The organism is Bradyrhizobium brasilense, assembly GCF_029714345.1.
GTDB lineage: Bacteria > Pseudomonadota > Alphaproteobacteria > Rhizobiales > Xanthobacteraceae > Bradyrhizobium > Bradyrhizobium australafricanum.
The window spans coordinates 8,195,069-8,210,595 of record NZ_CP121669.1 but is presented as its reverse complement, the minus strand read 5'-3'; the positions used below and the strand labels follow the sequence as shown (position 1 = coordinate 8,210,595).

Sequence of the window (15,527 nt, the reverse complement as noted above, 5' to 3'; positions counted from 1 at the left end):
GCCTGCCTCCTGCACGTTAGCAAAGGGCGAACGGCACATTCACCGATGCCATCAGGGGGCTCCGCATGCTCGTCGGCGTACTCGTCACCTTCCTTGTCGTTATTCTCGTTCTTTATCTGATCAACATGCTGCCGCTCGACGGCCGCGCCAAGCAGATCGCGCGCGCCGTCGTCATCATCATCGGCATCATCTCGCTGCTGAAGTATTTGGCGGTGTTTTAGATCCGTCATTGCGAGCAGCGAAGCGCAACCATCCTCATCGTCGTCCCTGCCTAGTGCGCGTACTCATAAACTGGGACGCCCGCTTGCAGGAGCGAAGCAGACACTCGGCCTGAACGTCAGGGATGTCGCCTTATGACCCATCTGCGACATTACCCCTCCGGTACTCCTGCCAATCGCATGCCCTCATAAATGCGCTCACGTTTGGCGAGGTAAGCTGGATTATCGGTCGACGGGTTGGCGCGGAAGCGGCGGATGCTGAAATTAGGTTGAAGCGCGAGCCCCGCTTGCGCAGCGGCCCGCGCGTCATCGAGTGCTCCAAGCAGTGCTAGGGCAGCGGCGAGCCCAAGATGCGCAAACGGATAATTTCGGTTGGCGTCGATGCTCCTGCGGAGCCAACAGACGGCTTCCCTATCGGCACTAAGTTGCAACTTAGCGAAACCGACATACTGCATCCACATGAAGGCATGAATGTCGCGGGGAGACAGGCGGAGTGCCTCTAAGACATGCGCCTCAGTGTCCCCGCCGCGACCGAGGAAAATCTTGGCTTGACCGATTAACCCGTGCGCATGGGCCAGATTTCGGTCCAATGCCAAAGCGTGTTGTAGTTCGTCAATGCCCTCGGACACGCGGTTCGTGAAAATTTTTGCTGTTCCCAAATGTAAGTGAGCCAAGGCGTGGTTCGGCGCGAGGGTCAGGACATGCATAACGGCCACTTCCGCTATGGTAAGGTACTTTATCCGATTGTCGGTCATGTAGCCGGCACCAACAATGCCATCAACATGCGCTAAGCCCAGACGCGCTTCGATATTGCCGGGATCAAGCGTCAGAGCGCGCTCGAAAAAGTGGCGCGCCTGCAAGATATATTCGGGAGTCAACCCCATATTGAGCTTAGCTCTGCCCTGGAAGTACAACTCCATTGAATTGGGATGCGCCGAACGTTGTGCTCTCACTGCCTCGGCTGCGACGAGCTGCGCGTCTAAGGAGTTAGCTAGCCTAGATATGATCTCGTCCTGCATATCGAACAGATGGGTGACGGGTTTGTCAAAGCGGTCCGCCCATAAATGCGTGCCGGTTTCAGCGTCTACCAGCTGCACGTTGACGCGAAGTCGGCTTTCGTGGCGCTGTACGGAGCCTTCTAGCACATACCGGATGTTCAACTCGCGACCGATTTGCTTGAGGTCAGCCGCTTTGCCCTTGTAGGTGAATGCGGTGTGTCGCCCGATCACCAATGAGCCGCTGATCCGCGACAAGTCCGTAGTGAGGCTTTCCGTCACACCATCGACGAAATAGTCGTGCTCTGGGTCGCCGCTGAGGTTGGCGAAGGGCAACACAACGATGGAGAGACGAGGCGGTGAAAGCGACCTTTGTGCCGTGCCGTCGTTCTGCGCCGCCGAACTTGCCGACGCAGTTTCGGGCCTCTGCCCTTCGTGCACTACGCCAACGAAGCGAAAGCCTTTGCGCGGCAACGTTTTGATTAGGCACTGCTTGTCACCATCGTCACCGATTGCGGCGCGAGCGGCATTCAAGCGGGTCGTCAACGCGGCATCTGAGACTATGCGTCCGTTCCAAACCGCGCTTATGACTTCGTCCTTGCTGACGACGCGCTCCCTGTGCCGGATCAAATAGTCTAGTAGATCGAAGACCTGCGGCGTGATGGAAACAGGGATGGTTCCGCGATGTAGCTCGCGACGGTCAGTATCGAATGCGTACTCCTCGAAGAAATAGCGCATCTGACGATCCCTTAGGGCCTTCGATTTTCGGGCTTTAACGCCCTCGAACGCAAAGAATAAGCCGCTGGTAAGGAAAATGTAAGCCGGATGTCAGGCGCGGTGGCTCGTCGTACAGCATGTTCGTCCTGTGAAAAGTCGACAGGACACACGGCAATGAGCACAGTCCAAGAGATCACCAAGTTGCAGCACAGAGCAACTACCGACCGGCCGGTCTATAGTCCGCTCGAAGCATATTGGAAGGCATTTCAGGAGTGGCGCAAACGCCGGAGGCTGCAAACGGAATTATGCCGCCTGACGGACCGCGAGCTGATGGATATTGGCACGACGCGAGGCGAGATTGACTACGTCGTATCGAACAGAGATATCGACCCGCGAGGCATACGAGCCGAATGGGTCCAATGGCTGCCAACAGTGGACGGCCAAATCCACCCACATTGGGACAAGCACCTCTCAGAAACACGCACCAAACCTCGCTAGTGCAATGCGCGGAAACCATCGCGGCCTGCTACGCAAGCCGTTATGGCTGCTTCTGGCCGATTCCGTTGAAAAAGGCCGGCATGACCAAGCGCGCCTCTTTTGTCCGCTTCTGACGGGAATACGGACTTCGTTCGACGACCCGATTTATGGGTACACGCCCTAGTGCGCAATTGCGCACGGGAGCAGGGACGACAATGACGGTGGTCGTGATTCAAGTTGTCAAACAGCTTCTCGGTGTCGTCACCCGCGCATGCATGAGCGGGTGATGACACGGCGAGGGCGTCTGCACGATTTCGGGATAATGGAAATGTAGAGCTGATTTGCCCGACGAGTCAAGTTGCCGCCGCCGGCACCTTTGCATGGGGTTGTTTTCGATATTTTGGCAGTGCGCCCTTGCGACGGCGGGCGATCGCATCCGGCTATTCCGGCTTCACTCGCGGCGCCCACAAAAAAGCCCCGGCTGATCGCCGGGGCTTTTGCTTGTCGTCGGGCTATTGGATCAGCCCGCGGCCTTGGCCTCGCGGCGGCGCGCGGTGAGGATGTATTCGGTATAGCCGTTCGGCTGCGTGCGGCCCTCGAAGATCAGGTCGCAGGCGGCCTTGAAGGCAACGCCATCGAACGCGGGCGCCATCGGCTTGTAGAGCGAATCGCCGGCGTTCTGCTTGTCGACGACGACAGCCATGCGCTTCAGCGACTCCATCACCTGGTCCCTTGTGATGACGCCCTGATGCAGCCAGTTCGCGAGGTGCTGGCTCGAGATGCGCAGCGTGGCGCGGTCCTCCATCAGGCCGACATCGTGGATGTCGGGCACCTTGGAGCAGCCGACGCCCTGATCGATCCAGCGTACGACGTAGCCGAGGATGCCCTGGCAGTTGTTGTCGATCTCCTGCTTCACGTCGTCGGGCGCCCAGTTCGACTGCGACACCGGGATGGTGAGGATGTCGGAGAGCTTTGCGCGCGGCCCGCCCTTGGCGAGTTCCTGCTGCCGGGCGATCACGTTGACCTGGTGATAGTGCAGCGCGTGCAGCGTGGCCGCGGTCGGCGACGGCACCCAGGCGGTGGTGGCACCGGCCTGCGGGTGGCCGATCTTCTGCGCCAGCATGTCGGCCATCTTGTCGGGGGCGGCCCACATGCCCTTGCCGATCTGGGCATGGCCGGGCAGGCCGTCGATCAGGCCGTTGTCGACGTTCCAGTCCTCATAGGCCTTGATCCACGGCTGGGCCTTCATGTCGTTCTTGCGGATCATCGGACCCGCTTCCATCGAGGTGTGGATCTCGTCGCCGGTACGGTCGAGGAAGCCGGTGTTGATGAACATGATGCGCTTGGAGGCGCGCTGGATGCAGGCCTTGAGGTTGACCGTGGTGCGGCGCTCCTCGTCCATGATGCCGACCTTCAGCGTGTTCTCCGGCAGGCCGAGCATCTTCTCAACCTCGGCGAACAGGTCGCAGGTCAGCGTCACCTCGTCGGGGCCGTGCATCTTCGGCTTGACGATATAGGCCGAGCCGGTGCGGCTGTTCCTGACCTTGGAATTGCCCGTGAGGTCGTGGATCGCGAGCAGGCCGGCGACCGCGGCATCCAGGATGCCTTCCGGAATCTCTTCGCCCTTGGCGTCGAGCACGGCGTCGGTGAACATGTGGTGACCGACATTGCGCATCAGCAGCAGGCTGCGGCCGTGCAGCTTCAACTCGCTGCCGTCGGGCTTCTTGTAGACGCGGTCGGCATTGAGCGAGCGGGTCAGCGTCTTGCCGCCCTTCTCGAAATCGGCCGACAGCGTGCCGTTCATCAGGCCGAGCGTGTTGCGATAGACCAGCACCTTGTCCTCGGCGTCGACGGCGGCGACCGAGTCCTCCATGTCGAGAATGGTGGAGACCGCCGATTCCAGGATCATGTCGGCGACGCCGGCCGGGTCATCCTTGCCGATCACGTTGTTGCGGTCGATCTTGACCTCGACATGCATGCCGTTGTTGACGAGCAGGATCGCGGAAGGCTGGGCGGCGTCGCCCTGATAGCCGGCGAACTGGGCGGGGTTCTTCAGCGCGGTCGAGTTGCCGCTCTTCAGCTTGACCGAGAGCTGGCCCGCGATCACGGCGTAGGAGGTGACGTCGGTGTGGCTTCCGGTCGCGAGCGGCACGGCGGCGTCGAGGAAGGCCTTCGCCTTCGCGATCACCTTGTCGCCGCGGGCCTTGTTGTAGCCACGGCCAGCTTCGCTCGGATCGTGCGGGATCGCGTCGGTGCCGTAGAACGCGTCGTACAGCGAACCCCAGCGCGCGTTGGCGGCGTTCAGCGCGTAGCGGGCGTTGGTGAGCGGCACCACCAGCTGCGGGCCGCAGATCTTGCCGATTTCTTCATCGACATTGGCGGTTTCGACCTTGTGGGTCGCGGGCTCGGGCAGCAGGTAGCCGATGTCCTTGAGGAACGCGGTGTAGGTGTTGATGTCGAACGCCTTGCCCTTGTTGGCGCGATGCCAGTCGTCGATCTTGGCCTGCAGCGTGTCGCGGACCGCGAGCAACTCGCGGTTCTTCGGTCCGAGCTTCTGGATGATGGCGGCAAGTCCGGCCCAGAACGCATCCGGGGCGATCCCGGTTTTCGGCGTCGCCTCCTTGGCGATGAAATCGAACAGGACAGGGGCGATCTTCAATCCATGGGCATCGACACGAGTCATGATGGGCTTTCTCAAAGAAATGGGGCGTTTAGGAGCTGTTTTCGAGAGAAATCAGCAAAAAACGCGCCAAAGGGCCGCGTTCACGGCCCTTTTAGCCCTAAAGTCCCGGCTCTGAGAAGGCCCCCTTTCCGGCCCACGCTGCACCGTCACGCGGGCGGCCACCCTGAATTTTCCAAACGCCAGGGGTCCGCTCCCGGAGAGACCCGTCAGGGCGCCCTGGTGCGTACCTTGCTGGCGATCAGCAATGCAGCGAGCACCAGGGGAATTGCGCCCGCTACGAACACAGCGGCTGCGCCCATCAGATCAAGCACCAGCCCGCCGCCGGCCGCGCCCATGGTGATGCCGAGGAAGATCGAGGCCACAGTCAGTCCGGTCCCGCTCTCGGTCTCGTCGGGCACCATGCGGGTGATCCATGTCGTGGTCGCGACCGGTACGCCGCTGAAGGCGAAGCCCCAGAGTGCGACCAGCACCAGAGCCGGAATGACGTCGTTGCCAAAGACCGAGAGCAACAGACCGATCACGCTGATCGCCAGCGGCATCGCGATCAGCGTGAGCTTGAGTTTGCGCTCGGCCATCAGCCCGCTCGCGAACGAGCCGAGGTAGTTGGCGACGCCGAAGGCAAGCAAGGTCGCCGCAACTCCGGCGGCGCCCAGCCCGGTCACGCTCTCAAGGAATGGACGGATATAGCCGAAATAGCCGAAGTGTCCGGTGAAGACCAACGTTGCCGCCAGGATGCCGGCGCCGATCCCCCGCCGTGTCAGGATGTCGATCAGGGTGTCGAGCCCGGCTTCTCCCCTTGGGGCCAAACGCGGCAGAGCGAGTGCCTGGATGACGAATACCGCTGCGCCCAATGCCGTCGCGAGCAGGAACACGGAGCGCCAGCTCGCCACCTCGCCGAGATAGCTGCCGAGCGGAACGGCAATGATCATCGCGGCGGGAATGCCGCTCATCACGATCGACAAGGCCCGGGCTACCAGCGACGGTGGTACCAGCCTGATCGTCGTCGCTGCCGCCATCGCCCAAAACCCGCCAATGGCAAGGCCGAGCACGATCCGCGCGGCCAGCAGGAACGTGATGCTCGGCGCCGGCGCCACCAGCAGATTGGAGATCACCAGGAGAATCGAAAAGCTGAGCAGCACCGGCTTTCGATTGAACCTGCGCGTCAGTGTCGGCGTGAACAATGCTCCGACCAGCCCGGCCAGCGAGGTCGCGGTCACGGCCTGACCGGCGAGGCCCGGACTCACACCGAGATCGCGCGCCATCGGCGTCAACAGACCGGACGGCAGGAACTCGGCCGTCAGAAGTGCGGTGACGCCCAGCATCATGGCCGCGACGGCGCCCCAAGCGGGCCTTTCCGGTGAGGCCGGCTTGTCACCAACCTTGAGCGCGGCGTCGCCCGGCATCAGCGCAACGGCATCGGCGTGCGCCAGAGCGGGGTCCACTTCTTGATCCATTGGCCGAACCTTCCATCTATGTTGCACCGCCGCAGACATAGGCTGGAGGTTTTGGACGATCTATGCCATCAACGCTCCAATGTTTGATCATTCGTCCAGATCGTCCACCGCCGATACGACCGACGCCGCCGTCGATCTGGTGAGCGAGTTGCTGCTCGGCATGCGGCTTGAGGGCGTTCACTACCGTCGGGTCGAGACGCGGGCGCCCTTCGGGTTTCGGTTCGAAACGCCGTACGGACGCGCGCAATTCCACTTCGTTGCGCATGGCACGGCACTTTTGCGCTATGCCGATGCGACGCTGCTTCCCCTTGGATGCGGTGACGCGATTTTCCTGCCGCGCGGCGGCGCGCATGATCTTGTCTCGGCCCCGGATGAGCCGAGTTGCGATGTCGAGCGTTTCAAGACCGAGACGCTGTGCGGCAATGTCGATGTGACATCGGCCTGCCCTGAAGGATGCCCGCAGGACGAGTCGGTCCTGGTCTTCAGCGCCTGCATGAATTTCGATCTTGGCGGCATGCGCCCGCTGATCGCGCTGATGCCGGAGGTGATGCGGGCCGACACGTTGCTTGCGCGCCAGCCGGAAATCGAACCGATGCTGAAGGCCATGGAGCGGGAGACCTGCACGCCGCGGGCCGGCTCCGTCGGCGTGATGGCGCGGCTCGCCGATGTGCTCGCCGCGTCGATCGTGCGTGGCTGGGTCGAATGCGGCGGCGACAACGCCATGGGCTGGTTCGAGGCCTTGCGTGATCCGCGTCTCGGCCGCGCGATCGGCGCGCTGCATCGCGCGCCCGGCCGCAACTGGACTGTTGCTGAATTGGCGGCGGAGGCGGGTTGCTCGCGTTCGCTGTTCGCCGAGCGCTTCCAGGCCATGACCGGGCAATCGCCGCGGCGCTATCTTGCCGAGCTGCGCATGCGTCTCGCGACACAGTGGATCAAGCATGAACGCCAGCCGATCGATGTGATCGCGCAGCGGCTTGGCTATGCATCACAGGCGGCGTTCAGCCGCGCGTTCAAGCGTGTCACCGGGCAATCGCCGGGGATGGTACGGCACGGGGCCGAAAGCCGCGCGGCGGAATAGGCCTCAACACCGCCGTCATGCCCCGCTGCAAGCGGGGCATCCGGTACGCCGCGGCCTATCGGCTCGATAATTGCTGTCTCTGGAATACTGGATCGACCGGACAACAAGCCGGGCGATGACAGCAAGAGAAGCTAAATATTCGCCGCGAGGTCGGTCAGTTCGTCGAACAGGATGCCGGTCGTGGCCAGCATCCGCTCGATCTCGTCGGTGGCATCGCTGACCGAGCGGTTTGAGGTGTCGATGGTCAGTTCGTTGCCGGTCGGCGGCTGGTAGTCATTGGTGATGCCGGTGAAAGACGGCAATCCGCCGGAGCGCGCCTTGGCGTAATGGCCCTTGGGATCGCGGGTCTCGCAGACCTCGGCCGGCGTCGCGACATAGATCTCGCGGAACGCGCTGTCGGCGATGCGGCGAGCTGCCGCACGGTCGGAGGTCGATGGCGACACCGCGGCGACGATGGCGATATGGCCGTTGCGCGCCAGGTGGGTCGCGACTTCGGCGAGGCGGCGGATGTTTTCGGCGCGGTCCTGCGGCGAGAAGCCGAGATCGCCGTTCAGCCCGGCACGCAGCGTGTCGCCATCGAGCAGGATCGGCGAGCCGCCATTGCCGAACAGGCGCCGTTCCAGCGCCCGCGCCAGGGTCGACTTGCCCGAGCCGGGCAGGCCGGTCAGCCAGATCACCGCGCCGTTGTGGTGGTAGCGCGCCGAGCGCTCGTCCGGCCGCAGCGCGGACTCCACCGGCACGATGTCGACCGGCACCGCCGGCCGGCCGGCGTCGACCGACAGCACAAGACCGCCGCCGGCGATACGGCCGTTGACCTCGATCACGAGGCGGCCGGTGCGCGGATTGTCGGTGTAGGGATCGGTTGCAACCGGCTGCGCCAGCGAGATGTCGATCTCGCCGACATGGTTGCGCGCGATCGCGGTGTTCTCTTCGTTGGACAGCGCGCCGGGATCGATCGCCTTCTCGATCGCGACCACGGTGGCGCGGCTTTCCTTGGTGCCGAGCCGGATCAGGATCTGCTCGCCCTTGGTCAGCGGCTTGTCATGCAGCCAGAAGATCCGGGCGCGGATGCGGCGGGTATCGCGCGGGCTCTGCCCGGAATGTCCGATGATGTCGCCGCGCTCGAGGAACAACTCGCGGTCGAGCGTGATGCCGACCGAGCGGCCGGCGCCCTGTGGGGCGTTCACCGGCGTCACCGGCCAGCTCTCGACGGTCTTGATCCGCGCGATCTTGCCGGTCGGCATGATCACGATCTCGTCGCCGGCCTTCAGGCTGCCGGACTCGATGCGGCCCGCCACGATGCGGCGGTCGTCGAACTTGTAGATCGCCTGCACCGGCAACCGCAGCGGCAGCTCGGCCAGCGGGCGTGCCGGCTCGAGCGCATCGAGCGCCTCGACCACGGTCGGTCCCTTGTACCAGTCGATCCGCGCCGTGCGCTCGGCAACGCCATCGCCGTCGCGCGCCGAGATCGGGATCACCGCCGTGGGCGTTACGCCGAGGCCGATCAGATGCGCGGAAATCTCGTCGCTGATCTCCTTGAAGCGGTCGGCGCTGAACTCGACGCGGTCCATCTTGTTGACCACGACCGCGACCTGCTTCACGCCGAGCAGATGCAGGAGATAGCCGTGCCGCCTGGTCTGGTCGCGCACGCCTTCCAGCGCATCGATGATCAGCACCGCACCGTCGGCCTGCGAGGCGCCGGTGATCATGTTGCGCAAGAACTCTGCGTGGCCAGGCGCGTCGATCAGCACGACGTCGCGCGAGCGGGTGCGGAAGCGGATCTGGGTGGTGTCGATGGTGATGCCCTGGTCGCGCTCGGTCTGCAGCGCATCGAGCAGGAACGACCACTCGAACGGCATGCCGCGCCGCGCGCTCACCGCCTTCAGCATTTCCAGCTTGCCGTCGGGCAGGCTGCCGGTCTCATGCAGCAGGCGCCCGACCAGCGTCGACTTGCCGTGATCGACATGGCCGACGATGACGATGCGCACCTGCGGCCGCGTCGTCCCGTTGGGCGTTGCCGAGATCGAGGCAGTGGGAAGGATCATGTTCATCGGAACGCTCGCACGAAGCTTGGTGTTGCTTTGAGTGTTGGTCAGAGATAGCCGGCGACGCGCAGCCGCTCGAACGCATCCTCGGTCTCGTGGTCAAGCGCGCGGCCGGCGCGCTCCGGGATCTTGGTGCCGTCGAGCTCGGTGAGGATCTCGTCGATGTTGGACGCAGTGGAGGCGACCGGGAAGGTGATGTCGGCATCACCCAGCGAGCGGTAGCGCTTGCCGTCCTTGGCGAGATAGAGCGGGATGATCGGAATGCCTTCGCGCTTGGTGTAGGCCCAGATGTCGGCCTCGGTCCAATGCAGGATCGGATGGATGCGCAAATGCGCGCCTTGCGGCGGCGAGGCGTTGAACTGGTCCCAGAACTCCGGCGGCTGGTCGCGGACATCCCATTCGCCCTCGAGGCCGCGCGGCGAGAACACGCGCTCCTTGGCGCGGGTGGCCTCCTCGTCGCGGCGGATGCCGGCAATCAATCCGTCAAAGCCGAACTTGTTGAGCGCGAGCTTCAGCCCCTCGGTCTTGCGCGCGGCGGAACGTGCGGCCGGCGGCAGGGTCGGGTCGACACTGTCGATCGGCGGGCAGGGCTCGACGCGCAGGTCGAGGTCCCATTCCTTACCGAAGCGGTCGCGGAACGCGTACATCTCCGGAAATTTCTTGCCGGTGTCGACGTGCAATGCCGGGAACGGGACGCGGCCGAAGAACGCCTTGCGCGCCAGCCAGATCATCACGTTGGAATCCTTGCCGAGCGACCACAGCAACGCGAGCTTTTTCAGCCGGGCGAACGCTTCGCGCAGAATGTAGATGCTCTGCGCCTCCAGCTCGTCGAGATGATCCATCGACGGAGGCGCCTGATCGGCGGGAATCCCCGGCACGGAAGATGCATTGCTAAGCGCTGCGGACCGCGTCCTGGCGGCGACGGATTCGTTGTCGAGAAGATGCATCTCTTGGCCTTGGCCTGTGGAGTTGAAAATTCTAAAGTTGCGCTGCAATAGAGAAGAAATAATTTTCTCTTTGCTGGCCTTGATCGAGAGATAAATAGAAAATAATTTCAGTCAACCCCCAAGTTGGGGAAGCGAGTGTCTGATGCGATATCTGCCGGTGTTTCTGGATCTGCAAAGCGGCAAGGTGCTGCTCGTTGGAGCGGGCGACCTCGTGCGCGCCAAGTTGCGGCTGCTCGCAGCCGCCGGCGCCGCGGTGCGCTGGTACGCGACCGACGGTGATCATGACATTGCCGGTCTTGCGGCGGAGGACGCCGCGCGGATCGAGCGCGCCGAAGGCGATCCGCTCACCGCCGATCTTTCCGATGTCATCGCCGTCCTCTGTGCCGGCGCAGGCGAGATCGGTGTTGCGATGTCGGTGCGCGCCAAAGCGATCGGCCTGCCGGTCAACGTGATGGACGACCTCGTGCACTCCACCTTCATCATGCCGGCGATCGTCGATCGCGGCGATGTCGTGGTCGCGGTCGGCACCGGCGGCACGTCGCCGGTGGTGGCGCGCCGCATCCGCGAGAAGATCGAGGCGGTGCTGCCGGCGCGGATCGGCGATCTCGCCGGCTTCATCGGCGGCGTCCGCAAATCGATCCACGCCCGCATCGAGGAGTTTCCGCTGCGCCGCCGCTTCTGGGAGCGCATCGTCGACGGCCCGATCGGCGCGCTGGTGCTGGCCGGCCGCAAGGACGAGGCCGAGCAGGCGCTGAACGCGATCAGCGATCCCGCCGCATTCGCCGGCGCGAGCGCGGAAGGCAAAGCCATCGGTCATGTGACGCTGGTCGGCGCCGGTCCCGGCGATCCGGATCTGCTCACGGTGAAGGCGTTGCGCGCGCTGCAGGATGCCGACGTCGTGTTCTATGACGAATTGGTGTCGTCCGAAATTCTCGACCGCATCCGGCGCGATGCGACGCGGATCCCGGTCGGCCGCCGTGTCGGCAAGCCCGGCATCGGCCAGGACGCCATCAATGCATTGATGATCGAGGCCGCGCAGTCCGGCCAGCGCGCGGTGCGGCTGAAGGGCGGAGATCCCTTTATCTTTGGCCGCGGCGGCGAGGAAATCGAGGCGCTGCGCGACGCCGGCGTCGCTTACTCCATCATTCCGGGCGTCTCCGCCGGTCTGGGCGCGGCCGCGCAATTCGAAGTGCCGCTGACCTTCAGGCACGAGGCGCTGCGCATCACCTTCCTCACCGCGCACAAGGCGCGCGATGCCGAGGTCGTCGACTGGTCGGTGCTGACGGACAAGAAGATGACCGTCGTCGTCTATATGGGCATGACCGCGGCGCCCTCGATCCGCGAAGGCATGCTTGCCGCGGGCCGCTCGCCGGAGACGCCGGTCGGCGTGTTCGCGCGCGTGACGCGGCCGGATGCCAAGGCCGCGGTCGGCACGCTGGCGCGGCTGCCCGAACTGGTCAAACAGGTCGATGGCGGTCCGGCCATTCTCATCATCGGCGATGTGGTCGCGCATTCCGCGCCGTGGAGCCGGTCCAACGTCACCCAACTCTTCTCCAACCAGATGTTCTCCGAACTGCTGAAAGCTGCCGAATGACCTCTCCGCTTGAACAGAAGAAAATCAGGATCACGGGCCCCTCGGTGGTGACCGCCAACCGCACCTGGGATGGTGCCGTGGTGTACCGGACCGCCAAGCAAGGCTGGTCCACCGAACTGTCCGATTCCGCTGTCGTCAGCACCTCCGACGACGCGCGCGCGCTTTTGGCCGAAGCCGCCGCCGACGATGTCGGCGCGGTCGGCCCCTACATCGCGCCGGTCGAGCTCAAGGACGGCGGCAAGCTCAAGCCGGGCAATCTTCGCGAACACATCCGCGCCAAGGGCGTCACGATCGATCTCCAGGTCCCCGCGTAAGGCGCGCCGGCGTAAGGCTCATCCATCATGTATGCATATGACGAACTCGACCGCACGCTGATCAACGAGCGTGTTTCGGAATTCCGCGACCAGGTGAAGCGCCGCCTTTCCGGCGAGCTCACCGAGGACGAATTCAAGATCCTGCGCTTGCAGAACGGCGTGTATTTGCAGCTGCACGCCTACATGTTCCGCGTCGCGATCCCCTATGGCACGCTGTCGTCGAAGCAGCTGCGCCGGCTCGCCCATGTGGCGCGCCGCTACGACCGCGGCTACGGCCACTTCACCACGCGGCAGAACATCCAGTTCAACTGGATCAAGCTCGCCGAGCTGCCCGATGCACTGGCCGATCTCGCCGAAGTCGGCATCCACGCGATGCAGACCTCCGGCAACAACATGCGCAACGTCACCTCGGACCAGTGGGCAGGGGTGGCGCCCGGCGAGATCGAGGATCCGCGCATCTGGTCGGAGATCCTGCGCCAGCACACCACGCTGCATCCGGAATTCTCGTTCCTGCCGCGCAAGTTCAAGATCGCGATCACCGCTTCCGAGCACGATCGCGCCGCGATCAAGATCCACGACATCGGGCTGCGGCTGCACAAGAACGCCGACGGCGAGACCGGTTTCGAAGTGCTGGTCGGCGGCGGCCTCGGCCGCACGCCGTTCATCGCCAAGACCATCAAGCCGTTCGTCCACGGCCGCGACATCCTGAGCTATGTCGAGGCGATCCTGCGCGTCTACAACCAGTACGGCCGCCGCGACAACATCTACAAGGCGCGCATCAAGATCCTGGTGCACGAGCTCGGCATCGAGAAGTTCGCCAAGGAAGTCGAGGAGGAGTGGAAGGCGATGGGCGATGTCGGGCTGACGCTCGATCACGCCGCCATCGAGGAGGTCCGCTCGCGCTTCTCCTATCCGCCTTACGAGAAGCTGCCGCACATGCCGGACGAGCTGAAGCAGGCCGCGCATGATCCGCTGTTCGAGCGCTGGCGCAAGAACTCGGTCGCGCCGCACAAGGTGCAGGGCTATTCGATCGTGACGCTGTCGCTGAAGCCGGTCGGTGGCCCTCCGGGCGACGCCACCGCCGAGCAGATGGACGCGGTCGCCGACCTCGCCGACAAATACTCGTTCGGCGAGATCCGTGTCGGCCACGAGCAGAACCTGGCGCTGCCGCACGTCGCCAAGCGCGACCTGCCGCAGCTGTTCAAGGCGCTCGATCGCCTCGGTCTCACGACGCCGAACGTCAACCTCGTCACCGACATCATCGCGTGCCCGGGGCTGGACTACTGCTCGCTGGCCAATGCGCGCTCGATCCCGATCGCGCAGGAGCTGACGTGCCGTTTCGCCAACCACGACACCGCCGATCTGATCGGGCGGCTGCACATCAACATCTCCGGCTGCATCAATGCCTGCGGCCATCACCATGTCGGCCACATCGGCATTCTCGGCGTCGAGAAGAACGGCGAGGAATTCTACCAGATCACGATCGGCGGCCGCGCCGACGAGAACGCGCAGTTGGGCACGCTGATCGGCCCGGCCGTTCCCTATGCGGAAGTCGCCGATGTGATCGAAGACATTGTCGAAGCCTATCTCGCGCTGCGCGACCGTCCCGAGGAATTGTTCGTCGATACGGTGAAGCGTCTGGGCGTCGAGCCTATCAGGGAGCGGGTCTATGCCACTCGTTAAGCAGGGAAGAATCACGACCGATCTGTTCGTGCATGTCGCCGACGGCGCCGAGCTGCCGGGCGACGGCGCGGTGCTGGTGAGCGCCGAGCGCTTTCTCGCCGATCCGGAGGCGCTGCTGCGCCGTCCCGGCAAGACCGGCGTGATCTGGCCGAACAACCGCAACCTCGACGATCTCGTGCCGCATCTCGATCGGCTGGCCTCGGTCGCGCTGGTGTTTCCGACCTTCCGCGACGGTCGCGCCTACAGCCAGGCGCGCCTGCTGCGCGAGCGTTACGGCTATGACGGCGAGCTGCGCGCCACCGGGCAGATCCTGCGCGACCAGTTCGTGTTCATGACGCGCGCCGGCTTCGACGCCTTCGAGGTGAAGAAGGACGCCGACGCCGATGCGTTTGCCGCGACCATGAAGCGCTATTCGGTGTTCTACCAGCCGACCGGCGACGGCCGCGTCACGGCGCTCAACCGCCGCATGCAGCTGCGTCACTCGGAGAGCGCCGGCCAGTGAGCACGCTTGCACCAGAGCTCGCAGTGGCGCCGGCCGCATTGCCCGCGGCCGATGCGCTCGATCGCGCGCTGCGCACGGCCTCACCCGCCGAGGTGATCGCGGCCGCGGTCAAGACGCTCGGCCGCGAGAAGGTGGCGCTGGTGTCGTCGTTCGGCACCGAATCCGCTGCGCTGCTCAAGGTGATGGCGGACGTCGATCCGGCGATTCCGGTGGTGTTTCTCGATACCGGCTGGCTGTTCGAGGAGACGTTGGCTTATCGTGACACGCTGATCAAGACGCTCGGCCTCACCGACGTGCGCTCGATCAAGCCCGATGAGGAAGCGCTGTCGCGCCAGGATCCGGACCGCGAGCTGTGGTTCACCGATCCCGACGCCTGCTGTCGCATCCGCAAGGTCGAGCCCTTGGCGCGCGCGCTGAAACCGTTCGCCGGCTGGATCAACGGCCGCAAGCGTTTCCAGGGCGGTGCCCGCGCCGACATCCCGGTTGTCGAGGATGACGGCGTCAGGCTGAAATTCAATCCGTTCGCCAACGTCTCGCGCGAGGAGATCGAGGCGATCTACACGCTCGGCAAGCTGCCGCCGCATCCACTTGTCGCATCGGGATATCAGTCGGTCGGGTGTATGCCTTGCAGCAGCCGGTCCGCTGCCGGCGAGGATGCGCGCGACGGCCGCTGGCGCGGCCGGGCCAAGACGGAATGCGGCATCCATACGATGAAGATGTCATAGGGCATGGAGCAGGGCGCTCGATCGCGATGAGCCTTCATCGCGATTTGGCGACGCGACAAAGCCTTCGCAGTGCCGCGACTTCGTAGCACAAGCGC

General features: G+C 64.2%; 13 protein-coding genes. 8 read left to right on the top strand and 5 right to left on the bottom strand.

Translation table 11 applies throughout. The features are described from left to right. Positions 1-65: 65 nt before the first annotated feature. A complete protein-coding gene (locus QA635_RS37950; protein ID WP_085970696.1) occupies positions 66-221 on the top strand; it encodes a Thivi_2564 family membrane protein in 156 nt (51 codons plus the stop codon). A 149-nt stretch (positions 222-370) separates the two neighbouring features. On the opposite strand, the gene QA635_RS37945 is transcribed toward QA635_RS37950, so the two are convergent. Further along, positions 371-1,951, bottom strand: a complete 1,581-nt coding sequence (locus tag QA635_RS37945) for a winged helix-turn-helix domain-containing tetratricopeptide repeat protein (protein WP_283064964.1) — start codon at positions 1,949-1,951, stop codon at positions 371-373. Positions 1,952-2,038: 87 nt separating this feature from the next. On the opposite strand from QA635_RS37945, the gene QA635_RS41930 reads away from it, so the two are divergent. Next, a complete protein-coding gene (locus QA635_RS41930; protein WP_425249100.1) occupies positions 2,039-2,428 on the top strand; it encodes a DUF1127 domain-containing protein in 390 nt (129 codons plus the stop codon). A gap of 499 nt (positions 2,429-2,927) precedes the next feature. Here QA635_RS41930 and QA635_RS37940 read toward each other — a convergent pair whose 3' ends face one another. Beyond that, positions 2,928-5,090 carry a malate synthase G gene (locus QA635_RS37940; RefSeq protein WP_283064963.1) on the bottom strand — a complete coding sequence of 721 codons (2,163 nt, stop codon included), beginning with the start codon at positions 5,088-5,090 and terminating at the stop codon, positions 2,928-2,930. 206 nt (positions 5,091-5,296) lie between these two features. After that, complete coding sequence (locus QA635_RS37935; protein WP_283064961.1) at positions 5,297-6,544, bottom strand: MFS transporter; 1,248 nt, start codon at positions 6,542-6,544, stop codon at positions 5,297-5,299. 79 nt (positions 6,545-6,623) lie between these two features. Between QA635_RS37935 and QA635_RS37930 the strand changes: the two genes are divergently transcribed. Continuing rightward, a complete protein-coding gene (locus tag QA635_RS37930) occupies positions 6,624-7,622 on the top strand; it encodes an AraC family transcriptional regulator (protein ID WP_341850409.1) in 999 nt (332 codons plus the stop codon). A gap of 131 nt (positions 7,623-7,753) precedes the next feature. Here the strand turns inward: QA635_RS37930 and cysC are convergent, their stop codons facing one another. Both cysC and cysD read right to left on the bottom strand, forming a co-directional pair. Then, positions 7,754-9,673: an adenylyl-sulfate kinase gene (gene cysC, locus QA635_RS37925; protein WP_283064959.1), complete on the bottom strand. Its 1,920-nt coding sequence runs from the start codon at positions 9,671-9,673 to the stop codon at positions 7,754-7,756. 41 nt (positions 9,674-9,714) lie between these two features. Continuing rightward, positions 9,715-10,509, bottom strand: a complete 795-nt coding sequence (cysD, locus tag QA635_RS37920) for a sulfate adenylyltransferase subunit CysD (RefSeq protein WP_092086542.1) — start codon at positions 10,507-10,509, stop codon at positions 9,715-9,717. 247 nt (positions 10,510-10,756) lie between these two features. Here cysD and cysG point away from each other — a divergent pair, with 247 nt between their 5' ends. Genes cysG through QA635_RS37895 form a run of 5 tightly spaced genes read left to right on the top strand, consistent with a single transcriptional unit; the run spans position 10,757 to position 15,432 of the window. Beyond that, a complete protein-coding gene (gene cysG, locus QA635_RS37915; protein ID WP_283064956.1) occupies positions 10,757-12,208 on the top strand; it encodes a siroheme synthase CysG in 1,452 nt (483 codons plus the stop codon). Continuing rightward, positions 12,205-12,522, top strand: coding sequence for a DUF2849 domain-containing protein (locus tag QA635_RS37910; RefSeq protein WP_092086536.1), 318 nt, complete (start codon positions 12,205-12,207; stop codon positions 12,520-12,522). Before cysG ends, QA635_RS37910 begins: the two co-directional genes overlap by 4 nt. A 27-nt stretch (positions 12,523-12,549) precedes the next feature. Continuing rightward, positions 12,550-14,205, top strand: a complete 1,656-nt coding sequence (locus QA635_RS37905) for a nitrite/sulfite reductase (RefSeq protein ID WP_283064954.1) — start codon at positions 12,550-12,552, stop codon at positions 14,203-14,205. Then, complete coding sequence (locus QA635_RS37900; RefSeq protein WP_028334723.1) at positions 14,192-14,707, top strand: DUF934 domain-containing protein; 516 nt, start codon at positions 14,192-14,194, stop codon at positions 14,705-14,707. Before QA635_RS37905 ends, QA635_RS37900 begins: the two co-directional genes overlap by 14 nt. Beyond that, positions 14,704-15,432, top strand: coding sequence for a phosphoadenylyl-sulfate reductase (locus tag QA635_RS37895; protein WP_038386135.1), 729 nt, complete (start codon positions 14,704-14,706; stop codon positions 15,430-15,432). Before QA635_RS37900 ends, QA635_RS37895 begins: the two co-directional genes overlap by 4 nt. Positions 15,433-15,527 lie beyond the last annotated feature (95 nt).